Annotated in this window: 16 protein-coding genes and 1 pseudogene; 8 read left to right on the top strand and 9 right to left on the bottom strand. The window is 70.9% G+C overall.

The genetic code is table 11. The features are described 5' to 3' along the window. Positions 1–10 precede the first annotated feature (10 nt). From ACSLTV_RS20125 to ACSLTV_RS20095, 7 genes are all read left to right on the top strand, one after another. A complete protein-coding gene (locus tag ACSLTV_RS20125; protein ID WP_435612601.1) occupies positions 11–1,525 on the top strand; it encodes a gamma-aminobutyraldehyde dehydrogenase in 1,515 nt (504 codons plus the stop codon). A 54-nt stretch (positions 1,526–1,579) separates the two neighbouring features. Then, positions 1,580–2,830: a polyamine ABC transporter substrate-binding protein gene (locus ACSLTV_RS20120; RefSeq protein WP_432137951.1), complete on the top strand. Its 1,251-nt coding sequence runs from the start codon at positions 1,580–1,582 to the stop codon at positions 2,828–2,830. Positions 2,831–2,835: 5 nt separating this feature from the next. After that, positions 2,836–3,984, top strand: a complete 1,149-nt coding sequence (locus ACSLTV_RS20115) for an ABC transporter ATP-binding protein (protein ID WP_432137952.1) — start codon at positions 2,836–2,838, stop codon at positions 3,982–3,984. After that, positions 3,984–4,913: an ABC transporter permease gene (locus ACSLTV_RS20110; protein WP_432137953.1), complete on the top strand. Its 930-nt coding sequence runs from the start codon at positions 3,984–3,986 to the stop codon at positions 4,911–4,913. Before ACSLTV_RS20115 ends, ACSLTV_RS20110 begins: the two co-directional genes overlap by 1 nt. After that, positions 4,913–5,713, top strand: coding sequence for an ABC transporter permease (locus ACSLTV_RS20105; RefSeq protein ID WP_432137954.1), 801 nt, complete (start codon positions 4,913–4,915; stop codon positions 5,711–5,713). Before ACSLTV_RS20110 ends, ACSLTV_RS20105 begins: the two co-directional genes overlap by 1 nt. 22 nt (positions 5,714–5,735) lie before the next feature. Continuing rightward, on the top strand, positions 5,736–7,187 hold the full coding sequence (locus tag ACSLTV_RS20100; RefSeq protein ID WP_435612600.1) for an NAD(P)/FAD-dependent oxidoreductase: 1,452 nt from the start codon (positions 5,736–5,738) through the stop codon (positions 7,185–7,187). Between the two features lie 170 nt (positions 7,188–7,357). After that, positions 7,358–7,804: a hypothetical protein gene (locus ACSLTV_RS20095; RefSeq protein WP_432137956.1), complete on the top strand. Its 447-nt coding sequence runs from the start codon at positions 7,358–7,360 to the stop codon at positions 7,802–7,804. Here ACSLTV_RS20095 and ACSLTV_RS20090 read toward each other — a convergent pair whose 3' ends face one another. From ACSLTV_RS20090 to ACSLTV_RS20070, 5 genes are all read right to left on the bottom strand, one after another. Next, entirely contained in the window at positions 7,805–8,341 is a 537-nt protein-coding gene (locus ACSLTV_RS20090) for a hypothetical protein (RefSeq protein WP_435612599.1), read from the bottom strand. Positions 8,342–8,582: 241 nt separating this feature from the next. After that, on the bottom strand, positions 8,583–9,440 hold the full coding sequence (locus ACSLTV_RS20085) for an MFS transporter (RefSeq protein ID WP_435612598.1): 858 nt from the start codon (positions 9,438–9,440) through the stop codon (positions 8,583–8,585). A gap of 523 nt (positions 9,441–9,963) precedes the next feature. Beyond that, the gene (locus ACSLTV_RS20080; RefSeq protein ID WP_435612597.1) at positions 9,964–11,523 is read right to left on the bottom strand and encodes a diguanylate cyclase domain-containing protein; all 1,560 of its coding nucleotides are present in this window, start codon (positions 11,521–11,523) and stop codon (positions 9,964–9,966) included. 55 nt (positions 11,524–11,578) lie between these two features. Next, complete coding sequence (locus ACSLTV_RS20075) at positions 11,579–14,362, bottom strand: response regulator (protein ID WP_435612596.1); 2,784 nt, start codon at positions 14,360–14,362, stop codon at positions 11,579–11,581. 281 nt (positions 14,363–14,643) lie between these two features. Further along, a complete protein-coding gene (locus tag ACSLTV_RS20070) occupies positions 14,644–15,477 on the bottom strand; it encodes a hypothetical protein (protein WP_432155593.1) in 834 nt (277 codons plus the stop codon). Between the two features lie 135 nt (positions 15,478–15,612). Between ACSLTV_RS20070 and ACSLTV_RS20065 the strand changes: the two are divergent. Beyond that, positions 15,613–15,771, top strand: a pseudogene (locus tag ACSLTV_RS20065) (LuxR C-terminal-related transcriptional regulator); the annotation flags it as partial. Between the two features lie 11 nt (positions 15,772–15,782). On the opposite strand, the gene ACSLTV_RS20060 reads toward ACSLTV_RS20065, so the two are convergent. The 4 genes from ACSLTV_RS20060 to ACSLTV_RS20045 form a co-directional block, all read right to left on the bottom strand. Continuing rightward, positions 15,783–16,571 (bottom strand): leucyl/phenylalanyl-tRNA--protein transferase, encoded by a 789-nt coding sequence (locus ACSLTV_RS20060; RefSeq protein WP_432137962.1) that lies wholly within the window; start codon positions 16,569–16,571, stop codon positions 15,783–15,785. Then, positions 16,568–19,849, bottom strand: coding sequence for an amino acid adenylation domain-containing protein (locus ACSLTV_RS20055; protein WP_432137963.1), 3,282 nt, complete (start codon positions 19,847–19,849; stop codon positions 16,568–16,570). Before ACSLTV_RS20055 ends, ACSLTV_RS20060 begins: the two co-directional genes overlap by 4 nt. Before the next feature lie 69 nt (positions 19,850–19,918). Continuing rightward, positions 19,919–23,089: an EAL domain-containing protein gene (locus ACSLTV_RS20050; RefSeq protein WP_432137964.1), complete on the bottom strand. Its 3,171-nt coding sequence runs from the start codon at positions 23,087–23,089 to the stop codon at positions 19,919–19,921. A 308-nt stretch (positions 23,090–23,397) separates the two neighbouring features. After that, positions 23,398–24,135: a TetR/AcrR family transcriptional regulator gene (locus ACSLTV_RS20045; protein ID WP_432137965.1), complete on the bottom strand. Its 738-nt coding sequence runs from the start codon at positions 24,133–24,135 to the stop codon at positions 23,398–23,400. Positions 24,136–24,238 lie beyond the last annotated feature (103 nt).

Genomic DNA, 24,238 nt, shown 5'->3' with positions numbered 1-24,238 from the left:
GGAGAGCTACATGCACAACCGGTTCCCCGCACAGGAACGCTTCGCGGCCGGCGCGCAGTTCATCGCCGGGCGGCTGAGGCAGGGCACGTCGGGACGCACCCACGCCGTGGTCGACCCGGCCACCGGCCAGGAGGTGTTCACCTACGAGCTGGCCGCCCCCGCCGACGTGGACGCGGCGGTCGCCGCCGCCCGCGCCGCCTTCCCGGCCTGGTCCGGCGCCACCCCGGCCGAGCGCTCCGAGGCCCTGCACCGCCTCGCGGCCCTGCTTGCCGAGCGCGCTGAGGACTTCGCCCGCGCCGAGTCCCTGCAATGCGGCAAGCCGCTCAAGCTCACCCGCGAGTTCGACGTCCCGGGCACCATCGACAACACGTCCTTCTTCGCGGGCGCCGCCCGGCATCTGCAGGGGCAGTCGGCGGGCGAGTACTCCGGCGACCACACCTCCTACGTACGCCGGGAACCCATCGGCGTCGTCGGCTCCATCGCCCCCTGGAACTACCCCCTCCAGATGGCCGCCTGGAAGATCCTCCCGGCGATCGCCGCCGGGAACACCATCGTCCTGAAGCCTGCCGAGCTGACTCCGCTGACCTCGCTGATGTTCGCGCAGGCCGCCACGGACGCCGGCCTCCCCGACGGTGTGATCAACGTCGTCACGGGCACCGGCAAGGAAGCCGGCGAGCACCTCGTGGGCCACCCCGACGTCGCGATGACCTCGTTCACCGGGTCCACCGCGGTCGGCAAGCGGGTCGCCGAGATCGCCACCGCCACCGTCAAGCGCCTCCATCTGGAGCTCGGCGGCAAGGCGCCCTTCGTGGTGTTCGACGACGCCGACCTGGACGCCGCCGCACACGGCGCCGTCGCGGGCGCCCTCATCAACAGCGGGCAGGACTGCACGGCCGCCACGCGCGCGTACGTGCAGCGCTCCCGCTACGACGAGTTCGTCGAGCGGACCGCCGCCCTGATGGCGACCGTCCGCGTCGGCGACCCGTTCGCCGCCGGCACCGACCTCGGCCCGCTGATCTCGCACGTCCAGCGGGACCGCGTCGCCGGTTTCGTCGACCGGGCGCGCGCCTACGCGCGCGTGGTGACCGGCGGCGAGGCTCCGCGGGGCACTCTGAAGGTGGGGGCGTACTATCTCCCCACCCTCATCGCCGACGCGGCCCAGGACAGCGAGATCGTCCAGTCCGAGATCTTCGGTCCGGTCCTCGTGGTCCTGCCCTTCGACGGCGACGACGAGGGGATCGCCCTCGCCAACGACACCCCCTACGGACTGGCCGCCTCCGCGTGGACCCGGGACGTCTTCCGGGCCAACCGCGCGACGCGGGAGATCCAGGCCGGGTGCGTGTGGGTCAACGACCACATCCCGATCATCAGCGAGATGCCGCACGGCGGCTACAAGCAGTCCGGCTTCGGCAAGGACATGTCGCCGTACTCGTTCGAGGAGTACACCCAGATCAAGCACGTCATGTTCGACAACACCGCGGTGGCCGAGAAGGACTGGCACCGCACCGTCTTCGGGGACCGATAGCAGCCAGGCCGCCCGACCCGCGGCCGCCCACCCTCCCGAAAGGGCACCACGCGCATGGAGCAGTACGAGCCCGACGACCGCCTGACACCGGCCCAAACGGCCGCCATGCGGCGCAGCCTCAGCAACGGCCGGGCGGCCCTCACCCGCCGGTCGCTGCTGCGCGCCTCCGCCGGCGGCGCGCTGACGCTGGGCGGCCTCGGGGCGCTGAGCGCCTGCGGGATCCCCGCGGCCGGCAAGACCGAGGGCGGCACGTCCGCCGAGGACCACTCGGCGAAGGAGAAGACCGTCAGCTTCTCCAACTGGACCGAGTACATGGACGTCGACGAGGCGGGCAAACACCACCCCACTCTCGACGCGTTCACGCAACGCACCGGCATCAAGGTCAAGTACACCGAGGACATCAACGACAACAACGAGTTCTTCGGCAAGATCAAGCCGCAGCTCGCCGCCGGTCAGGAGACCGGCCGCGACCTGATGGTCCTCACCGACTGGCTCGCCGCCCGCATGATCCGCCTCGGCTGGGTGCAGAAACTGGACCCGTCCAACCTGCCGCACGCCTTCGCCAACCTGTCCGGCCAGTTCCGCAGCCCCGACTGGGACCCGGGCCGCGCCTACTCGTACCCCTGGACCGGCATCTCCACGGTCATCGCCTACAACAAGAAGGCGCTGGACGGCGTCGAGGTGAAGTCGGTCTCCGACCTGCTCGACAACCCCAGGCTCAAGGGCCGGGTCGGGTTCCTCACCGAGATGCGCGACACCGTCGGCATGACCCTGCTCGACATGGGCAAGGACCCCGGGAAGTTCGCCGACGACGACTACGACGCCGCCATCGCCCGCCTGCAGAAGGGCGTCGACAAGGGCCAGATCCGCCGCTTCACCGGCAACGACTACACCGCCGACCTCACCAAGGGCGACATGGCCGCCTGCCTCGCCTGGGCCGGCGACGTCGTGCAGCTCCAGGCGGACAACCCCGACGTCGACTTCATCATCCCGGACAGCGGTTACCTGACGTCCAGCGACAACCTGCTGATCCCCAACAAGGCGCGCCACAAGAGCAACGCCGAACGCCTGATCGACTACTACTACGAGCCGCGGGCGGCCGCCGAACTCGCCGCGTACATCAACTACGTGTGTCCCGTCGACGGCGTGAAGGAAGAGCTCGCGAAGATCGACGAGGACGCGGCGAACAACCCGCTGATCCTCCCCGACAAGGCCATGCAGGCCAAGTCGCACGCCTTCCGGTCGCTGAGCGCGGCGGAAGAGACGAAGTACGAAGAGAAGTTCGCGAAGCTCACTGGGGCGTGACGATCATGACGACGACAGACAACAGCGGCGACGTCCGCCTCTCCGGCATCAGCAAGACCTACGGCGCCTTCACCGCCGTCCACCCGCTGGACCTGACCGTCCCGCAGGGCTCCTTCTTCGCCCTGCTCGGCGCCTCCGGCTGCGGCAAGACCACCACCCTGCGCATGATCGCCGGCCTGGAGGAACCCACCGCGGGGACCGTCCACCTCGGCGACCAGGACGTCACCCACCTGCCGCCCTACAAGCGCCCGGTGAACACCGTCTTCCAGTCCTATGCCCTCTTCCCGCACCTCGACATCTTCGAGAACGTCGCCTTCGGACTGCGCCGGCGGGGTGTCAAGGGCGTCAAGAAGCAGGTCGAGGAGATGCTCGACCTGGTCCAGCTCGGCGAACAGGCCCGCAAGAAGCCGCACCAGCTCTCCGGCGGCCAGCAGCAGCGCGTCGCCGTGGCCCGCGCGCTGATCAACCACCCCAAGGTGCTGCTGCTCGACGAGCCGCTCGGCGCCCTCGACCTCAAGCTGCGCCGCCAGATGCAGCTGGAGCTCAAGCGCATCCAGACCGAGGTCGGCATCACCTTCGTGCACGTCACGCACGACCAGGAGGAGGCCATGACCATGGCCGACACGGTCGCCGTGATGAACGCCGGCCGCGTCGAGCAGCTCGGCGCCCCCGCCGACCTCTACGAGAACCCGCGCACCACCTTCGTCGCCAACTTCCTGGGCACCTCCAACCTCATCGAGGCCGAGGTCGGCACCACGAGCGGCGACGACGTCGTCCTCAAGGCGGGCGGCGGCAAGCTGGTCCTGCCCGGGGCGCGCTGCGCCGCGCCCACGGCGGCCGGCGGCAAGGTGCTGCTCGGCGTGCGCCCCGAGAAGATCTCCCTCACCCACGCCGACGACGCCGGCGAGATCCCCGACGGCCGCAACCGCCTCACCGGCAGGATCGCCGACGCCAGCTTCATCGGCGTCTCCACGCAGTACGTCGTCGACACGCCCGCCTGCCCCGACGTGGCGGTGTACGTCCAGAACGTCGAACGCGACGGCCGTCTGGTGCCCGGCGCGGACGTGGTCCTGCACTGGAGCCCGGCGCACACCTTCTGCCTGGACGCCGCTCAGGACATCGCCGCGGGCACCGAGGAAGAGGCGGTCCTGTGATGTCGACGCTGACCGAGGCGCCACCGCCGCTCGCGCCCGCCGAACCCGCGAGGAAGCCGACGCGCCGGCGGGGCCGCTGGACCCCCTACTGGTTGTTGCTGCCCGGACTGCTCTGGCTGGTCGTCTTCTTCGCGCTGCCGATGATCTACCAGGCCTCCACGTCCGTGCAGACGGGCTCCCTGGAGGAGGGCTACCGGGTCACCTGGCACTTCGCGACCTACTGGGACGCGCTCACCGACTACTGGCCGCAGTTCATGCGCTCGGTGCTCTACGCGGGCACCGCGACCTTCCTGTGCCTGCTGCTCGGCTACCCGCTCGCCTACCTGATCGCCTTCCGGGCGGGCCGCTGGCGCAACCTGATCATGATCCTGGTGATCGCGCCGTTCTTCACCAGCTTCCTGATCCGCACCCTGGCCTGGAAGACGATCCTCGCCGACGGCGGCCCGGTCGTGGGGGCGCTCAACAGCCTGCACGTCCTGGACGTCACCAGCTGGCTCGGCATGACCTCCGGCGACCGGGTGCTCGCCACCCCGCTCGCGGTGGTCTGCGGCCTCACGTACAACTTCCTGCCGTTCATGATCCTGCCGCTGTACACCTCCCTGGAGCGCATCGACGGGCGGCTGCACGAGGCGGCCGGCGATCTGTACGCCAAGCCGGTCACCACGTTCCGGAAGATCACCTTCCCGCTGTCGATGCCCGGCGTGGTCTCCGGCACACTGCTGACCTTCATCCCCGCCTCCGGCGACTACGTCAACGCCGAACTCCTCGGCTCCGCCGACACCCGCATGGTCGGCAGCGTCATCCAGACGCAGTTCCTGCGCGTCCTGGACTACCCGACGGCCGCGGCCCTCTCGTTCATCCTGATGGCCGCGATCCTCCTCATGGTCACCTTCTACATCCGCAAGGCCGGGACGGAGGATCTGGTCTGATGCCCCTCGTCAACTGGCTCAGGCGCCACCTGGTGGTCATCGCCGGGCTGTGCACGCTCGCCTACCTGCTGCTGCCCAACGTCGTCGTCACGGTGTTCTCCTTCAACAAGCCGAAGGGGCGCTTCAACTACGAGTGGCAGCGGTTCTCCACCGACGCGTGGACCGACCCGTGCGGCGTCTCCGGCCTGTGCGGCTCGCTCTCGGTCAGTCTCCAGATCGCCTTCTGGGCGACGCTCGGCGCCACCGTCCTCGGCACGATGATCGCCTTCGCCCTGGTCCGCTACCGCTTCCGCGCGCGCGGCGCCGTGAACTCGCTGATCTTCCTGCCGATGGCGATGCCCGAGGTGGTCATGGCGGCCTCGCTGCTCACCCTGTTCCTCAACATGGGCGCGCCGCTGGGCTTCTGGACCATCCTGATCGCCCACATCATGTTCTGCCTCAGCTTCGTCGTCACCGCCGTCAAGGCGCGCGTGATGTCGATGGACCCGCGGCTGGAACAGGCCGCCCAGGACCTCTACGCCGGACCGGCGCAGACCTTCCTGCGCGTCACCCTGCCCATCGCGGCCCCCGGCATCGCCGCCGGCGCGCTGCTGGCCTTCGCGCTCTCCTTCGACGACTTCATCATCACCAACTTCAACGCGGGCTCGACCGTCACCTTCCCCATGTTCGTCTGGGGTTCGGCACAGCGCGGCACGCCCGTCCAGATCAACGTCATCGGCACGGCCATGTTCCTGATCGCCGTGCTGTTCGTCCTGACCTCGATGGTCATCGGCAACCGCAGAAACAAGCAGAAGGCGTAAGCCTCTGTAGGGAGTTGAAACCATGGCCCCGAGCGCCATGCCCCTTCCCGCCGGGGGAAGCACCCCCGGACCCCTCGAGTGGACGAGGTCCCTCTCCGAGGCCCGGCCGGTCCCGTACTGGCTGGAGGACCCCGGCCGGCCCCGTCCCGAACCCGCCCTCACCGCCGCCGAGAGCTGCGACCTGCTGGTCGTCGGCGGCGGGTACAGCGGACTGTGGACCGCGCTCGTCGCCAAGGAGCGCGATCCGCAGCGGGACGTGGTCCTGCTCGAAGGCCGTGAGGTGGGCTGGGCCGCCTCCGGTCGCAACGGCGGCTTCTGCGCCGCCTCCCTCACCCACGGCCTGACCAACGGGCTCACCCGCTGGCCGGACGAGATCCACAGGCTGGAGGAGCTGGGCGCCCGCAATCTCGACGAGATCGAGAAGGCGGTCGCCCGCCACTCCCTGGACTGCGACTTCGAACGCACCGGCGAGATCGACGTCGCCACCGAGCCCTACCAGGCCCGGGAACTGCGCGACCGGCACCGCGAACTGACCGGCAGGGGCCTCGCCGACGGCATCGAGTTCCTGGACGCCGACGCGGTCCGCGAGCAGGTGGACTCCCCGACCTTCCGGGCCGGCCTGTACGACCGCCGGGGCGTCGCCCTGGTCCACCCGGCCAAACTCGTCTGGGGTCTGAAACGCGCCTGCCTGCGCCTCGGCGTCCGGGTCTACGAGCACACCCCCGCGCTCGACCTGAAGCCCTACGGCCCCGGTATGGCCGTCCGCACCCCGTACGGCCGGGTCCGCGCCCGGCAGGTCGCCCTCGGGACGAACGTCTTCCCCAACCTCCTCAGGCGGCTGCGGTCCTACACCGTGCCCGTCTACGACTACGCCCTGATGACCGAGCCCCTGACACCCCCGCAGCTCGACTCCGTCGGCTGGAAGAACCGGCAGGGGCTCGGCGACTCGGCGAACCAGTTCCACTACTTCCGGCTGTCCGCCGACAACCGGATCCTGTGGGGCGGCTACGACGCGATCTACCCGTACGGCGGGCGGGTGCGCGCCGAGTACGACGACCGGCCGGAGACCTACGCCAAGCTCGCCGGGCACTTCTTCACCTGCTTCCCGCAGCTGGAGGGCGTCCGCTTCACGCACGCGTGGGGCGGCGCGATCGACACCTGCTCGCGCTTCTCGGCGTTCTTCGGCACGGCGCACCAGGGCAAGGTCGCGTACGCGGCGGGCTACACCGGACTCGGCGTCGGTGCCACCCGGTTCGGCGCCGAGGTGATGCTCGACCTGCTCGCGGGGGAGCGGACCGAGCGCACCGAGCTGGAGATGGTCCGCCGCAAGCCGCTGCCGTTCCCGCCCGAGCCGTTCGCCTGGACCGGCATCGCCCTCACCAAGTGGTCACTGGCCCGTGCCGACGCCCACGGCGGCCGGCGCAACCTGTGGCTGCGCACGATGGACCGGCTGGGGCTGGGCTTCGACAGCTGAGGCCAGCGGCGCCTCGGACCGAGACTCCGGGAGCCCGCGACCGAGGCCGAAGCGGCCGAGACCTCACCCTTCACCCGAAAGAGTGGGGAAACCCGCGTAATGCGGGCCGCGCGCCTCCCTCTCCCTCATGGACGCGACCGCGTCCGCGAACACACGAGGGAGGTCTCGCGATGACAGGGGCGAAGACGGCGGTCGACTGGCTGGCATCCGTCGCACCGGACCCCGAGGCCTGCCGCCGGGAGTGGGAGCGCAACCCCCGGGGGGTCGCCCTGCTGCCGGCCGGCAAGGCCTGGGACGTCCTGATCCTGCCCGCCGATCTGGGCTACCCGACGCTCGACGTCCTGACCCGGGTCCTCGACCGGCCCGGGCCCGTCCTGGTCGACTTCGGGGACAACCGGACGGGATTCTTCGTGCCGGCCGGAACCGCCGCGCGCTGGCTCGGCACTGGGATCCGCACGGTCGGCGCCGGCGCCTGGGTCGTCGTGCCGTACCCGGGGCGGGGCGGCGCCGGCGGGGTGCGCTGGCTGGTGCCGCCGGACGGGTCGGGCACCCTCACGGATCCCGCGCTGCTGGAGCTGGCCATGCACGAGGCGGCCGCGGGCCCCTCCTGGCCATAGCTAATGGCTCAGGGCATTCGCGACGATGATCACCAGGCCGATGAGCATATCCAGGCCCCCTGCCCGGCACGATGACGGCCATCCCTGCCTGGCGGCGCGGGCGGCCGACGTGCCCAAGCCGAACAAGGCGACGCTGTTGACCAGCAGGGCCGCGTCCACGGCCGTGGCCTCCGCCCACCACCCGGCCACCGCGCCAAGCAGCATCCCCACCGTGGGCAGTACGGCGGCGACCAGTGGCCACTCGGCGAGCACCGACCGCAGTCTGCTCGTCGTGGCTGCCCCGTCGCCGGACGCACGCTGGGCGATGACGTGCGCGTACCCGTGGGCGGCGCTGGTCGCCAGCGCGGTGAGCAGTACCCACAGCGCGTCCGGACCGGGCTCGGCCTTCTCGCCCGTCGCATCCAGCGCGGCCACCATGGCGCTGGCCAGCACCAGCCCGTAGATGCCGCCGGACAGCCACTGCTTCGGCGGCTGGTGCCGGAGGATTCCCCTTGGCGCGAGGTCCTCGTGACGGACAGGGTCGGCGCGGTCGGGCATCGCATCGCCTCGGTAGGGATGATGACTGGGTCGGCACATGCTCACCCGCTTGGCGTCATGGTCCCTGGTGCCACGCGGGTGGACGTGATCGTTGTGCCCCAAAGGGGCGCAGGGCGCGTACGGTGACGGCCGGCGCGGCTCCTCCGTGGACGGCGGCTGTCATTCACGCGATACGGGCATGTGTCTCCTTTCCTCACACATGTCCCATCGGGTGTGGTCGAGCACGGAACCGGGGAGCCGCTCAGGGACTCGCGTGCCGCTGCGCGCAGACGCGGGTCAACCGTGGCAGGGCGAGGGCGACCGTCGAGGCGGCGAGCGCGGCCGCCGCGCACGGCACCGCGTAGCCCGTCGAGGCACCCGCGGCGTCGACCACCCACCCGGCCAGGGCGTAGCCCAGCGCCACCCCGACGGACAGGCCCGATACGGTCCAGGTGATGCACTCGGTGAGCCGGGCGGCCGGCGCCAGGTGGCTCACCAGCCCCATCGTGGTGATCAGGGTCGGCGCGAGGGACATGCCCGCCACGAACAGCGTCACCCTCAGCACCGCCAGACCCGGGGCGAACAGCAGCGGTACCGAGGTCAGCGCCATCGCGCAGACGCTGACCAGCAACCGCGTCGTGATCGCCCCCCGTGGCCCGACCGCACTCAGGGCCGCGCCAGCCAGGCCCGAGCCGAGCGCGTACCCGCCCAGCATCAGTCCGGAGAGCGCCGTGTCGTGGTGGGCACCCACGAACGCGACCGTCACGACCTCCACCGAACCGTAGGACGCGCCCACCGCTGTCTGCGACAGCACCAGCAGGCCGAGTCCGGGGACGCGGGGCGCCCAGCCCCCGGCAGGGGAGGGCCCGGTGCGCACCGGCGGTTGCGTGCGCCGCTGAGCGGCGAAGAGCAGGACGCCGACGGCGAGCAGGAGCGCGGCCGTCAGCGGCCCGGCCTCGGGGCGGATCCTGGCCGACAGCGTGATCACCAGGACCGGGCCGACGATGTAGATCACCTCGTCGAGCACCGACTCCAGCGAGTACGCGGTGTGCAGCAGGCGCGCCGAGGCGCGGTGGACCTCCGCCCAGCGGGCTCTGACGAACGCGCCCATGCTGGGCATGCAGCCCGCTGCCGCCGCCGTGAGGTACAGCGTCCAGTCCGCAGCCGCGCCCGGCACACAGGGCCAGCGCGCCGATGGCGGCGACCGTCGCGGGCATCGCCGGAAGGGCGACCGCGCGCTGACCGTGTCGGTCCGCCAGACGGGAGATCTGAGGGCCGATCGCGGAGGCCGCGAGCGCCTGCGTTGCGGAGACCGAGCCGGCGAGCCGGTACCCGGCGCCGAGCTGCGACAGCAGAGTGACGATGCCCACGCCCGTCATCGCCAGCGGAAGCCGTGCGACGAAGCCCGCAGCGCAGAAGAGCAGAGTGCCTGGAGGAGAGAAGATCCGGCGGTAGTCGGAGAGCATGGGTGCTCCATGCTCCGTCAGGAGCCTGAGGTCGCTGGACGGTCTCGAACAGGTTCGCGCGGACCTCATTCTCGTGCACGGCGCGGAATCCGGCGACCGGGCCGGGTGTACCAGGACCCGGCGCCGGCATCCGGCCGGGCATGCCGCTCCGGCCCGGTGGACAGGCGGTCGAGCGCGTCACGCGTCCGGGCCGGGCTGCGCGGATTCGAAGAACGACGCTTGGTTCTTGCCCGCGGCCTTGGCCCGGTAGAGGGCAGTGTCGGCGTCCCGCAGCGCTTCGGTGGGCGTGGTCGGCTCGGTGATCCGCCGTGCTCCGATGCTTGTCGTCACGCAGATCGACTGTCCCTGGGCGAGGGTGAACGGGTCTTTGAAGGAGTCCAGGATCCGCGCGGTGTAGTCGTGCAGCGTGCCCGCGTCCACCCCTTCCACGACGAGCGCGAACTCGTCTCCGCCGAGCCTGGCCACCATGTCCTGTTCGCGGACCCTGCTCATCAGCCGCTGTGCGACGTCGATCAGCAGTTTGTCGCCGACGGCATGCCCCAGCGTGTCGTTGACGACCTTGAAACCGTCGATGTCGAGTATCAGCAGTCCGGCGGCGAAGAGGGTGGAGCACCTGTCGAGCGCGGACTCCAGACGTTCGCTCAGGAGCGCCCGGTTGGCCAGACCCGTCAAGTGGTCGTGGGTCGCCTGATGGCTCAGCTGCTTCTGGAGTTCTGCCTGCTCACGCAGCGATGACGCGAGGCGGTGAGCATGCGCGTGCGCTTCGGCGGCCACGTTCTGGGCGTACTGGGCCAGCAGCGCGAGGCGCAGCACCAGCAGCAGCGAGAGGCCGGCCGTCATGCCGACGACGACCGCGACGTCCGTGGGATGTTCCCTGATGCCGCCGACATTGGCCAGCACGGTCGACGGCCCCATCAGAATAAGGGCGATCAGGACCGTCAGGCGACGTTTCCGCGGCCTTTCCTGGCCTTCCGCCGACCGTGTCGGCCAGGCGACGGACGGGTGCAGCGCCGACGCTCCCAGCAGCAGGGAGGAGACCATCCATGCTATTTCGGACACAGTCTGCGCGATCGCGGTCCCCTTCGTCGCCATCGTCCCGTAGTAGAGGCCGTCGGCGGCGAGCAGAAGCAGCAGCCAGCCGACGCACAGGAGGAACGAGGGTGCGCGCGTGCCGGTGGTGAGAATCAGCCGCGCGGTCAGGGACAACAGCACCAGGTCGGTCACGGGATAGGCGAGGGACACCGTGAGCGGCCACGCGGACAACTCGCTGCGCAGGTAGGGTGCGACGACGAACGCCCACGCCAGCGTGGCGAACCCCAGCGTGACGATGCTCGCGTCCAGCAGCCCCGCCCAGTGTGGCCGCCCCGTCTGATGCCGGGCCAGCGCCACCAGGCCCGCGGCGAACATCAGGTAGCTGCCCAGGTAGAGGAGGTCGGCCACGCCGGGGAACGGCACCTCTTCGCCGCGGACCTGGTAGACGCCCCAGATCGTGTCCGCCGCCGCGAACGGTGCCATGGCCGCCGCGAGGAGGTACCACGGAAGGACCGGCCGCGGCCTGTGTCTGGCTACTCCCACCGGGATCGCGAGGACGACCGAGCCGGAAATGAGTGCGGGCAGCAGATAGCGCTTCGGGGAGGAGGTGACCATGTAGGTGAGGATCACCGCGGTCCCTGCCGTCGCGTACGCCCAGACCAACGCGTGACGACGGGAGGTCAACCGGACGTGAACCTTGCCCACGGGCTCTCCTTCCCTGCGCCGGTCCGCGCTCCGCGTCGGGGGTGCGGACCGGTCCTCATCCGGGTTCGCGGCCGGGAAGGTGGGAGCGCAGCGTTTCGAGGGTGCGACAGGTACGGTCGAGTTCATCCCGGAGACGGGGGGCGGTCTCGGTCGATGAGGCCGGGTCTCCGGCCCTGGCGTGCGCCTCCAGTTCGTGGCAGCAGGCGGCGAGGCTGTGGGCCCCGATGTTGCCTGCTGCGCCTTTGATGCTGTGGGCCTGGTCCGCGATCCCCCGGGCGTCGTGGCGGTCGAGCGCGTGGAAGAGCGCACGAGCCATCTCGGGGGCGCGGGCGAGGAAGTGGTCCACCAGCCGGTCCACCAGTGCCTGCTCGGCCGGGGTCCCACCGCCGCGTAACTCGTTGAGCCGCTGTTCGACGGAGCCGCGCAGGCCCTCGTCGTCCGCCTGAGGGCGGTCGGGGTGGACCCAGCGGGCGAGGGCTTGCTCCAGCTTCCGGGCGGTGACGGGTTTGGCGATGTAGTCGTCCATGCCCGCGGCCAGGCACTGTTCCCGGTCTTCGGCGAGGGCGCCGGCGGTCATGGCGATCACCGGCAGGTGACGGTCGCCGTCCCGTTCCCGTCGGCGCAGTTCCCGGGTGGCGCTGTAGCCGTCCATTCGGGGCATCTGGCAGTCCATCAAGACGGCCTGGTAGCTGTGCTCCTCGGCCATGCCCAGGGCCTGAGAGCCGTCGACGGCGGTGTCCGCGCTGTAACCGAGCCGGGTGAGCAGGCCCTGGGCGACCATCTGGTTGACCTCGTTGTCCTCGACCAGCAGCACATGGCCGCGGTGAGCGGCCGGGGACGGGGCGGGCCCCGCTGTCGCGGGGGTGGCTGTCTGCCCTGCCGGGCCGGTGAGTCCGACCAGTGCGTCCATGAGTTCGGATCCCTGGACGGGCTTGGACAGGCTGCGGGCGATCCCGGCCGCCTGGAGTTCGGCGGCGGACGGCGGGCTGCCGGACATGAGCAACAGCAGCCGGGTGCGGGCGAGACTGTGGTCGGTGGTGATACGGCGGGCGAGTTCCAGGCCATCCATGTCTGGCATGGCCATGTCGAGGATGGCCAGCGGGAAGGGACGGCCGGCGGCCACCGCCTCGTGCAGGACCACCAGGGCCTGGGGGCCGCCGGCGATCGTGGTGGGCCGCATGCGCCATCTGCGCAGCTGGGAGTCGAGGATCAGCCGGTTGGTCTCGTTGTCGTCGACGACGAGGACCCGCTGCCCGCGCAGGACGTCGGGTTGCGGCGGGGCCGGCGGCGGCTCGGGGGTGCCGGGTGCACGCACGGGCACGGTGAGGGAGAACGTGCTGCCCTCGCCGTACCGACTGGTGACCCCGATGGAGCCGCCCATGGCCTCGGCGAGCCTGCGGCAGATGGCCAGCCCCAGACCGGTGCCTCCGTAGCGCCGGGTGGTGGAGGCGTCCGCCTGGGAGAAGGCGTCGAACACCCGCTCCTGATCGTCCTCGGCGATGCCGACGCCGGTATCGGCCACCTCGAAGTGCAGCCACGGCACATGCTCCGCGGGCGGCCGGGAGGGGGCCGGGCGGGCGCGCAGCACCACCTCGCCGGATTCGGTGAACTTCACGGCGTTGGAGGCCAGGTTCAGCAGGATCTGCCGCAGCCGGCCGGCGTCCCCCAGTACCAGGGCGGGCAGTTCCGGATGGCAGTCACCGAGGAGTTCCAGGCCATGGGCCTGCGGGGTCTGCGCCACCAGCGCGATGACCTCCTCCACCAGCGCCTGCGGGCTGAAGGCGACCTCGTCGAGTTCGAGTCGGCCCGCCTCCAGCTTGGAGAAGTCCAGGATGTCGTTGATCAGCGACAGCAGTGCCGTGCCGGCCGCCTGGATGCCCTCCGCATAGCGGCGCTGCTGCGCGTCCAGCGAGGTGCCCAGCAGAAGGTTGCTCAGTCCGATGACCCCGTTCATGGGGGTGCGGATCTCGTGGCTCACGGATGCCACGAACCGCGACTTCGCCCGGCCCGCGGCGATCGCCTGGTCGCGGGCCTCCGCCAGAGCGGACTCGGTCTGCTTGCGCTCGCTGACGTCCCGGACGAAGGCGTTGAAGCACCGCGCCTTCGCCGACTTCAGTCGCCACACCGCCAGTTCGACCGGGATCTCGTGGCCGTCGCGGTGCAGGGCGGTCAACTCGATCTGCCGGCCCAGCACGTGGGACTGCTCTCCCGCCAGCACCCGTCGCAGGCCGGCCCGGTGCGCGGCGCGGTACCGCTCGGGAATGATCGTCTCGGTCAGCGGACGGCCCATCGCCTCGTGGTGGGTGAACCCGAACAGTCGCTCGGCGCTCTGGTTCCAGTCGATGACCAGGCCGTTCTCGTCGATGGAGACGAAGGCGTCGCGTGCGGTATCGATGACCGAGCGCGCCTGTTCCTGCAACAGCCGCAGGGCTTCCGCGCGGCGCCGCTGGCCCTCCGCCTCCCGGATGAACCCCCGCACCTCCAGCGGCTCGCCCGCGGCGTCCCGCACCACCCAGGACGTCGTCTCCGTCCAGATCCAGTGCTTGCCAGCGTGGTGCAGGCGCAGGCACACCACCACGCGGCCGTCGCGCAACAGGTCCTGCTCGGCCCACTCGAACTCCTCCACGTCGCCCGGATGCACCCAGGAGCCCGCCGAAGTCCCCACGATCTGCTCGGTCGGCCGCCCGAGCAGTGTCTGCCCCGGGGCGGACACCTCCAGGTAGACGCCCTCGATCGTCCGGCGATAGACCATGTCCGCGGAGTTCTTCAGAAGGAGACGGAAGCGCTCCTCGTCGTCTGACGCGTACTGCCGTGCCGTGGCGGTGGGTTCCAGTTCCATCGTGCGCCTCCGCATGCCTGCACGACCACAGGGTGCGGCCGGGATCATCGGCGGACGCTCGTGACCAGGAGGCCGCACACCCACGCAGTGGTGCTGAAGCCGGCACACCCACGAGCCAACACTTCGGTGATGACGGAGATCGGGCGGTCTGCGAATCGGACATCTCCAGCGAAGAATGAACGACTGAAGATCGCAAATCGAGGTCCTGAGGACGGGGCCGTTTCGACTGCGGTGGCGCGCCGCCGCAGCGACACGGTCGCCCGGCGCGGCGAGAAGGCCGATCAGTCCTGCTGACCGGGGGGTTGCTCGGCGGGCGTTCGGCCCGCAAGCACGTCCTTGAGCCGTTGGGTACCGAGTGTGACCGCCTGCTCGGTGGAGTCGTGCGACGCACCCTCGAGCCCGCCGTTGGTGAGGGTGATGGCGTTGGCACCGACGCGGACGGCGGCGACGTCCAGCGTCAGCGTGGCGGGCATGCCGTCCGAGTCTCCCCTCAGCGTCACGCGCAGTCCCTGGCGGGCGTCGCCGGTGCGGGGCAGAGAGTTCTCGATGACCTCGACGGTCCGCTCGTTGCCGCCGTCGTTGTCGGTGACGGTGAAACTGTCGCAATTCACCGGCAGCGACTTCATCCAGTCCAGCGACTTGTCCAGGCTTTGCCGGTCGTAGGCGGCGACCTGATAGAACATCCGGGCCTGGCCGCCGTCGGAGAAACCGGTCATCGCGCTCGGCCCCGAGGGCTTGCCCAGCAGGTCGTCGTCGTAGAGGGCGCCGAGCAGCCGTTGGCAGTCGGCGGCGGCGGCCTTGCCGGTGAGGAAGTCGGCGACGTCCACCGTGCCGACGAGGAGTGAATCACGCCAGGTGGCCGCGTCCGCGACCTCGTTCCAGTTGCCTTCCAGATCGGTCTCGTCGACCAGTGCGGTCTTCGCCCCCGCCTCAGTCAGTGTCCCGCCCGAGGCCGTCGGGGATCCGCTGATCACGGACGAGGCCCGGACATCCGTGCCCCCGGAGCCGCCGCCCGCCCCGTCACTGGTGGCGCAGGCCGCGATGGGCAGCAGCGCGCCGACCGCCGCCATGTGGGCGAGGAGGCGGACGGGGCGGGCGACTGTGCGTGGGCTCATCGCGGATGCCTCCTGAGGGTGGGGTGCTCACCCCCAGGGCACCACCGGGGTTTCTCTCCCACCAGCGCTGCGGCCCGTACGGGTGAAGCCGCGCCGGGCGTCGCCTTCGTCCGGCCGACGAGCGCTCCGGCCCCGGTGGCCCCCCGAACGGTCAGGGGCTACCTCCGCTCGGCGATGCGGAAGCTGGGCGCCCACAGCCGGGAGGAGGCGGCGACGGCCCGCAGGACGGGCCTGCTGCCGCAGTGGCGGCACGCAGCCGTTCACCGGCCTCTCCAGGAGCACGCGGGCGGCTGACCGCTCCCGTCTCAGGCCCGTTCCGTCGGTTCGGCGAGCCGGCGGGCGGGCAGGGTGGCCGAGGGAATCGGGCGCCCGTCCTGCGCGGTGGCGTGCAACTGCCGCAGGTACTGCTCCCGGGGCACGAGAACCCCGCCCAGCGCACGTACGTGCGGGCTGTCGCGCTGTGCGTCGAGCAGCACCCCGCCGGCCCGTTCGAAGCGGGCCGCGAGATCCGCCACCGCAACCTTCGAGGCATCGGGGCGGCGGAAGAACATCGAGTCCATGCTGAACACGGACCCGATCCGTACGCCGAAGACACCGCCGACCAGCTCACCGTCCTCCCACACCTCGACGCTGTGCGCGTGACCCTGACCGTGCAGCCGTACCAGGCTCGCGATCAGTTCTTCGGTGAGCCACAGGGGGGTCCGGCCGGCGCGGCACGCACGGACGACCTCCTCGAACCGCCGGTCCAGGCTGGTCGACCACGGCAGGCGGTTACGCAACCGCCGGACGAGGCTGCGGCTGAGGTGCCTGGCCGTGACGGGTACCACCGGCCTGGGATCGGGCGACCACCAGGAGACGGCGTAGGGAGCGGACGTGCCGTCCCCCACGACCGGGATGTGGCCCTCCTCGACCTGGTCGGCGAAGGCCACCTCGTTGAGGGCGTGCGCGTATTCGTCGGACGCCGGGAACGGATAGACACCGGCTCGGTAGGCGGCCAGCAGGCTCGCGGGTGTGAGGTCGGCGGAGAAGGCCACAGGGCCGTCCGGAGCCGCCGGCAGCAGGTCCAGCGACTCCCAGCCGGGGCACCGGCTCACCACCGTGGCGCTCCCTGCCCCTGGCCGTTCGCGGGCCGTGCGAGGTCCCCCCGCTCCAGGAAGTCGAGGTGACGGTCCAACATTGTCGCGTCCACGGGGGGGATGTCGACGCCGGAGTTCCTCAGCGCCCGCTGCGCGTTGTCGCGTGCGAACTCAGGGAAGACGCCCTGGAAGTACATCTCGCTCACCGTGATGTCGGCGCGGTGGCACCGGTCGACGAAGAGCGGTACGAACGGGGTGAGCGGGTCGGTGGGATGCCCGGCCGCGTACGTCACCAGCGAGGCGACCCACTCGTCGTAGGGGATCTCCCGGACCGGGTGTCCTCGGTGGCGCAGACGCTCGGCGAGCGAGTGCAGCAGCGTGGGACGGGGATTGGTGAGATGGTAGACCTCGCCCCGGGCGGGCAGGTGGGTGGAGATGTGCCCGATGGCCTGGGCCATCTGGTCGCCCGGCAGGAAATCCAGCGGGAGCGGCACGTCGGGGCAGAGCCCGGTCCGCGCGATGAAGCCGATGAGGGCGGCCATCTCGCTGCCGGCGTTCATCACGCCCGTTCCGCTGCCGCCCGTGACGTCCATCAGGCGGTAGACGGCGACCGGCAGGCCCGCGTCGGCCGCCTTCTTCAGCAGAGCCTCCGCGACCCACTTGGTCTCCACGTATCCAACCGACAGGTAGTCGGCGTAGCGCAGCGGGGTGCTCTCCGTCACCTCGCCCACCCCGGCCGGCCCGAACCCGGCGATCACCGCCATGCTCGAGGTGAAGTGGACGGGGACACCCCGGCCGGCGGCCAGACGGATGATCTCGTAGGTGCCCTCGACATTGGCCGGGCGCAATTCGTGGTACGGGTACACGAAGTTGACCTGCCCGCCGAAGTGGTAGACGGCGTCGACGGTCGCTCCCAGTTCCTCGAACCGGCCCGGGGACAGACCCAGGCCCGGCTTGCTCAGGTCGCCGACGACCGCCTGGACGCGTTCGCTGGTCAGGGCACTGTGGACGTGGCGCTGGTGGCTCGCCCGGATCCGGTCCAGGCCGTGCTGCTCGTCGGAGGCCCTGACCAGGCAGAGGATCCGTCCCGTCGTGCGGCGCAGCAACTCGTCGATCATGTGCGCGCCGCAGAACCCGGTGGCTCCCGTGAGCAGGAGGTCACCGGGGTGGCCGGGGCCGGGAGCCGGCGCGCCGCCCGCGACCGCCGGGATCGGCCGCTCGTGCTCGGCAGCGAAGTCCGTGCCCAGCCCTTCCGCGTGGGCCAGTGTGCCGTCCCGTGCCCGGCGCACGGACTCCGCGAACGCGGCGAGCGTCGGATACCGCAACAGGGAACGCGTCAGGTCGCGGATCTGTGAGACGCCGATACCGAACATGACCCGGCTCCGGGCGAGCATCTCCATGGCCAGGAGCGAGTTGCCGCCCAGCTCGAAGAAGTCGTCGTGCGGACGGACGTGGTCCACGTCCAGGATCTGGCCCCACAACCGGGCCATCCCCAGCGACACCGGACGGTCGTCGACGGGAGCGGTCCCCGACGGGGCCCGGGTGTGCGGCACCGCTTTGCGATCGAGCTTCCCACCGGGCGTGACGGGCAGCCGCTCCACCGCGTGGAGGACCGCCGGGATCATGTACCCGGGCAGAGTCTCGGCGAGCGCCGACCGCAGCCGTGCCAGCAGTTCCGCCTCGTCGCCGGTCGGTGGCGCGGCGGGCGTGTAATACGCGACGAGGTCCCGTTCGCCGTTGTCGTGCTCCCGGGGCACGACCATGGCCTGGCCGATCTCCGGGCGGGAGACGAGCGCCGCCTCGATCTCGGCCGGGTCGACCCGGAATCCGCGGATCTTCATCTGGTCGTCGATCCGGCCGAGGATCTTCAGGTTGCCGTCCGGGCGCAGCCGGCCCAGGTCCCCGGTGCGGTACATGCGGTCGCCGGGAGCGAAGCCGTAGGGGTCCGGCAGGAACTGCTGTGCCGTCAGGGCGGCCTTCCGCCGGATGCCGCGCGCCAGCATCCGCCCGCCGATGTAGATCTCGCCGCGCTCGCCCGGGGGCACCGGATGTAGGTCGCGGTCCAGTACATGGACGAGACAGCCGTCGAGGGGTCTGCCGACCGGGGCGACGGCCGTGTCGGTCGCGGCGAGCACCTGCTCGTCCAGGTCGCACAGCGTGGAGGTGATGGTGGTCTCGGTCAGGCCGTACGCGTTGACCAGCCGCACGCCGGGGATCCGGTGCAGTATGGCCCGGCAGTCCTTCACGGTGACGATCTCGCCGCCGACGATGGCGAGCCGGAGCGAGGCGAGGTCCCGGCCGTCGCCGGCGGCGCGGACAACGCGGTGCCAGTAGGAGGGCGTCAGGTCGGCGACGGTGATCCCGTACGCGGGGAGGCGGTGCAGCAGTTCGGTGGGCGCCCAGGTCCGGGCGCCCGCTAGGACGAGTGTTGCGCCGCTGGTCAGGGGCGCGAAGATCTGTTCCAACGCGGTGTCGAAGCCGAGCGCGGCGGCGTTGAGTACCCGGTCGCCGGGCGTCAGGCGGTAGGCCCGGGCGACCGTGGTGAGGGAGTGGGCCAGCGACCGGTGGGTGACCAGCACACCCTTGGGCGGTCCGGTGGATCCGGAGGTGTAGACCACGTAGGCCAGGTCGTCCGGCCGGGGGCCGTGTTCCGGACGCCGCGTCTCCCGCGGTGTCGGGCCGGGGGCAGGCTCACCGACCTGGACGACCCGGGCCCGGCACTCACCGAACAGCGGGGTGTGCTCGCGGCTGGAGACGATGAGGCGAGATCCGGTCTCCTCGACCAGCGCGGCCATCCGCTGCCGGGGAGTCGCCGGGTCGAGGAGGAGGAACGCCCCGCCGGAGTTCAGCACCGCCAGCAGCGCCACGACCAGCTCGGGCACGCGGTCGAGACACACGGTGACGACGGCCTCCCCGACCACGCCCGACTCCCTCAGTTCGTCGGCGAACCGGTCGGCGCGGGCGGTGAGTTCGGCGTAGCTCAGGCGGCCGTCGTCCGAGAGCACCGCGAGCGCGGACGGGGCCCGCCGGGCCTGCGCCCGTACCAGCTCGGGGACGGTGTCCGGCACGGGGCCCACAGCGGGCGGCCGCTCGTCGCGCGCGCTCGCGGGTCGCATGTCGCTCCATCGGCGGTCGACCAGGTTCGCGCACCAGGCGGCGGGCGCTGGTCCGCCGATCAGCCGCCATCCGGCCGGAACCCGTCGACCGGCGGGCCAGATCGCGTACTGTTCCTCGTCGTTGCGCAGCACGAGGCGCAGTGCCGCGGACTCCCGCGACGGCAGATCACGTTGCGTCACCTTGGGTCTCCTGCCTCACGCGGCGCCCTGCGCAGCAGGGCGTGTGCCGATCGCGGGAGCGGGCCACGGTCACCGCTTCCTCTCCGCGGGCGCCTCGGACATGCCGGCCAGGCGGACGAGCGGCGGCGCGAGGACGAGCTGTCCCGCTTCCTCAGCGCTGACCGGTTCGGCGAACAGGTACCCCTGACCGAAGCGGCAGCCCATGGAGATCAGCGACTCCTGCTGCTTCACGTCCTCCACTCCTTCGGCGATCACCGTGAGACCGAGTGTGTCCGCGAGATGAGTGATGCCCTCGACCAGGGCGTACTGCTCGGGTGAGCGCCCGAGTTCGTCGACGAAGGACTTGTCGATCTTGAGTATCGAGATCGGGAACTCACGCAGATAGCTCAGCGACGAGTAACCCGTTCCGAAGTCGTCGATGGCGATCCGGACACCGAGCTCGGTGAGCGCACTCATCTCCGCCAGAATACGGTCGTCGTGATACATCAACAAACTCTCGGTCAGTTCTAGTACGAGAGACGAAGGCTTGATGTCGGAGAGGTCCAGGGCGCGCTGGACCACGTCGTAGAACTCGGTGTCGCGGAACTGGCGCGGTGACACGTTGACGCTCACATATGGTGGGTGACGGTCGGTCAGCCCTCCTCGGCTGACGGTCTCCCGCCAGCTGACGGCCTGGGCGGCGGCCTGGTCGAGCACCCAGGCACCCAGCGGGACGATCTGGCCGCTCTCCTCCGCCAGTGTGATGAACTGTTCCGGCAGTACCATGCCGCGTGTGGAGTGCGGCCAGCGCACGAGCGCCTCGAACCCGGCGATGTGACCGCTGGACAGCTCCACGATCGGCTGGAAGAGCACCATGAAGGACGTCTCGATGGAGGAGTTGTCCAGACCGTCCTGCAACGTGGCCCGCTCGGCCATGCCGCGTTGCAGCTCCGGGCGGTAGCGGCACCACTGGCGTTTGCCCGCCGTCTTCGCCGCGTACAGCGCGAGATCGGCGTGGGAGAGCAGTTCGACCGCGTCGATGCTGTCCTCCGTCGTGGCGACGCCGATGCTGGCGTACGTGCTCATGGGTCCCGAGCTGAGCCGGAACGGCTCGGCGAACACGCTCATCACGTGCTCGGTGAACCGTTCCACGCCCTCGGGCCCGACGGAGCCCTCCACCAGCAGGGCGAACTCGTCCCCGCCGATGCGCGCGGCGGTGTCGGAGGCACGGACCGTGGTCTGCAGCCGCAGCGCCAGGGCGACCAGCAGTTCGTCGCCCACACTGTGGCCGTTGATGTCGTTGACGACCTTGAAGTCGTCCACGTCGACGAAGAGCACGCCGACCACCGTGCCGTCGCGCTGGGCCTGCACCAGGGCGTGGTTGACGCGCTCCTGGAAGAGAACGCGGTTGGCCAGGCCGGTGAGCGAGTCGTGGAAGGCCCGGTGGGTGAGCTCGCGTTCCAGCTTGCGCTGTTCGGTCACGTCCCGCAGGGTGAGCACCACCCCGCCCACGGTCGCCTCCTCGCGCAGGTCGCTCCACCGCACCTCGACCTCGATGGGCGTCTGGTCGACGCGGATCATGCGCCAGTGCTCGCGGCGGGTCTGGTACTCGTGGCTGCGGATCCGGGCGAGCGTCTCGACCACCGCGCGGCTGTCCTGGGGCGGCACCAGATCGACGAGCTGTGTGCCCTCCAGGTCGGGGACGCCCAGTACCTGGTCGGCGGACGGGCTGGCATAGCGGACGCGGTCGTCGTCGAGGATCAGGATGACGTCGGAGGCGTTCTGCACCAACGTGCGGAAGTAGGCCTCGCTGTTGCGCCGGTTGACCTCCTGGGCGAGGGCGACCCGGGTCACCGAGAGCGCCGCCTGCGCGGCCAGGGTCGCCAGTGCGTCGCGAAGCACCAGCAGGTGACGTTCGTCGCCGGCCACCATCAGGGCCCCGATCACCGGACCGCCCGCGGGGTGGTTCTGCGAGGTGAGCGGGCACACCATCACGGGACCGGTGTGCGGCGGCCGGTCGTCCGGCCTCGCGAGACGGGTGGCGAGATCGGGCCCCAGGGCGTCGAGGGCCACCAGCCGGTTGTCACGGGACTCGGTGAGTTCCCGTACCGCCGTGGCGACCCGCACGGCCTCGGACCCGGCGTCGTGTACCCCGTTCACCCAGAGCGTGTCGTCCGGCATGGTGAGCAGCGCCGAGCGGGGCGGGCTGTCGGGCATCAGCTTCGTCACCGTGGAGGTGACGACGCGTGCCACGTCCCGCAGGTCGCCCGCTCCGCCCAGCTGCGACACCGCTCTGCGCAGCACCTTCTCCCGGCCGAGTGCCTGGCGGTGGGTGGCCGCCACGCCCGCCAGGCGGTAGAGCACGAGGACGAAGAGCACCGCGGAGAACACCCCGATGACACCGACGTTGTCCGTGGCGCCACGCACCGAGTCCGTGAGCAGGATGGCCGGCGCGATGAGTGAGGCCAAGGTGAGCAGGCTGAGCCTGCCCAGGCCGGTGTCGGTATGCCATTCCGTCGTCGGCTGGGTGAGCGTCCGCATGGAGGGATCCAGCGCGGCCGCGGCCCAGGAACCGTAGAGGACCGCCCAGCCGAGTTCGATCGCGCTGCCCGGGCGCCAGGTGTCGTGCAGCTGCACCAGGCCGTAGAGCACGTCGGAGGTGAGCAGGCCGACGGTTCCCACGGTGAGCAGCAACAGCGCGCGGCTCCTGCGCCCGCGGCCGGCGAGCAGCCGCAGCAGCATCGCCAGGACGAGGATGTCACCGAGCGGGTAGGCGATGGCGAACGCCTTCTGCACCCAGGTGAGCCCCGGGGTCTGGGCGAACGGCACGATGAGGATGAGCCACGACAGCAGTGCCAGCCCGGTGGTCAGCGTCAGCGCGTCCACGAGGCTCGCCCGGTCCCGCTGCCCCGTGCGCCAGCGGACGAATCCCAGCAGGGCGGCCGCATAGAGCGGGTACGCGGCGAGATAGAACCCGTCGGCGACCGACGGAAAGGGAGGCTGTTCCTGCCTGTCGAGAAGAATGATCTGGGCCGCCTCGCCCGCGGCGAAGGCGGTGTTTCCCAGGGCGAGCATCAGCCAGGGGACACGGTGCGACGGACGGTTGAGCCGGACTCCGAGGAGAATCCCGACGACACCTGTCGCGCCGATGGCCACGAAGACCATCCGCTGATCGGGATAGAGGTAGTAGAACCCGGTCAGTAGGACGATGGTCGCGCTCACGACGGTCAACGCGATGTGGCTGCGCTGTCGTGTGTCCAACCCGCCTCACCTCCTGGGAGGGCCACGTGTCGGGCGGCCGACCGAGCGGGGTAACGGCACCGGGCAACGGCGGAGAAGCCCTTGGAAGGGCGGAGAAGCCGTGGGGATGCAGGACTGGGAGAGGAGAAGCCTCGGCGGCCGGGGCCGGCCCCGGCCGTCGCGTATCAGCTCTTCGCCGAGGAGTCGACGCGTCTTCATCCAGCTTACCCGGGTGACCACTTACCGCACGTTCACGAGGACGTCGCGCCCTCCCCGGGGGAGACGGCGCTCGTGCGGCACCGAGCACGCGGAACCCGGAACCACCGGCGTCACCGCGCCGTACGGCCCTGCGCGGTGAAATGGTCGAGCAGCGCGTCCAGACCCTCGGCCAGGCCCTCGCGCCCGCCGCGTTCGGCAAGGGCCGGGGCGGCCTGGCGGAGCCGTGGGAGCTCCTGGGGCGGCATGCGGTGCAGTCCGAGGCGGAAGGCCGGGTCGGACTCCTCGGGGTTGTCCACCATGGGCTGCAACTCCACGGACACGTACCCGAGCAGCCAGGCGGTGAAGGCCCGGAAGACCGCGGAGGCGCCCTCCTCGTCGAACCCGGCCTCCGCCAGCAGGGCGAGCACGCGCTCGTGGTCCCTGAGGACAGCCGCCGGCCGGCGCGCCAGGGGAACGGCCAGCATACGGGTGGCCAGCAGCGGCACCGCCCGAGGATGGGCGAGACAGACGTCGTACGTCGTCCGCGCGATGCGGTGCAGGCCGCTGCGCCATGCGGGCGACCCGGACGCGGCGGGGTCGCCCGGTTGGGCGCCCAGCCGTTCCTCCAGTTCGAGGTAGAGCGCCTCCACCAGGCCGTCCAGAAGGGCGTCCTTGCTCGACGCGTACCGGTACAGCGCCATGGCCTCCACGCCGAGCTCACCGCCCAGGCGGCGCATGCTCAGGGCGCTCAGGCCTTCCCCGTCAACCAGTTCGAGCGCACTGGCGAGGACACGTTCGCGGTTCAGCCGGCCGTAGCGGCCGCGGTCGCTGGCGCGGCGCGCCGGTCCGGCGCCCAGTGGTTCGTCCATCGCGCTGCCTCCTCGGTGCGGGGTAAATCGACGGACCGCGGATACAACGTAAACATACGCGCATCACCGCCCCTTCGGCGCGCTCCGACGCGGAGGCGTACCC

This window comes from Streptomyces sp. bgisy159, assembly GCF_965341775.1.
Taxonomy (GTDB): domain Bacteria; phylum Actinomycetota; class Actinomycetes; order Streptomycetales; family Streptomycetaceae; genus Streptomyces.
This window is presented reverse-complemented; position numbering and strand designations above follow the sequence as displayed.

Excerpts from the sequence above, each read along its gene's own strand:
- ACSLTV_RS20105 (WP_432137954.1), top strand. The coding sequence starts at position 4,913 with ATGCCCCTCGTCAACTGGCTCAGGCGCCACCTGGTGGTCATCGCCGGG.
- ACSLTV_RS20115 (WP_432137952.1), top strand. The coding sequence starts at position 2,836 with ATGACGACGACAGACAACAGCGGCGACGTCCGCCTCTCCGGCATCAGC.
- ACSLTV_RS20125 (WP_435612601.1), top strand. The coding sequence starts at position 11 with ATGCACAACCGGTTCCCCGCACAGGAACGCTTCGCGGCCGGCGCGCAG.
- ACSLTV_RS20120 (WP_432137951.1), top strand. The coding sequence starts at position 1,580 with ATGGAGCAGTACGAGCCCGACGACCGCCTGACACCGGCCCAAACGGCC.
- ACSLTV_RS20075 (WP_435612596.1), bottom strand. The coding sequence starts at position 14,362 with ATGGAACTGGAACCCACCGCCACGGCACGGCAGTACGCGTCAGACGAC.
- ACSLTV_RS20085 (WP_435612598.1), bottom strand. The coding sequence starts at position 9,440 with ATGCCCAGCATGGGCGCGTTCGTCAGAGCCCGCTGGGCGGAGGTCCAC.
- ACSLTV_RS20100 (WP_435612600.1), top strand. The coding sequence starts at position 5,736 with ATGGCCCCGAGCGCCATGCCCCTTCCCGCCGGGGGAAGCACCCCCGGA.
- ACSLTV_RS20070 (WP_432155593.1), bottom strand. The coding sequence starts at position 15,477 with ATGAGCCCACGCACAGTCGCCCGCCCCGTCCGCCTCCTCGCCCACATG.
- ACSLTV_RS20110 (WP_432137953.1), top strand. The coding sequence starts at position 3,984 with ATGTCGACGCTGACCGAGGCGCCACCGCCGCTCGCGCCCGCCGAACCC.
- ACSLTV_RS20090 (WP_435612599.1), bottom strand. The coding sequence starts at position 8,341 with ATGCCCGACCGCGCCGACCCTGTCCGTCACGAGGACCTCGCGCCAAGG.
- ACSLTV_RS20095 (WP_432137956.1), top strand. The coding sequence starts at position 7,358 with ATGACAGGGGCGAAGACGGCGGTCGACTGGCTGGCATCCGTCGCACCG.
- ACSLTV_RS20045 (WP_432137965.1), bottom strand. The coding sequence starts at position 24,135 with ATGGACGAACCACTGGGCGCCGGACCGGCGCGCCGCGCCAGCGACCGC.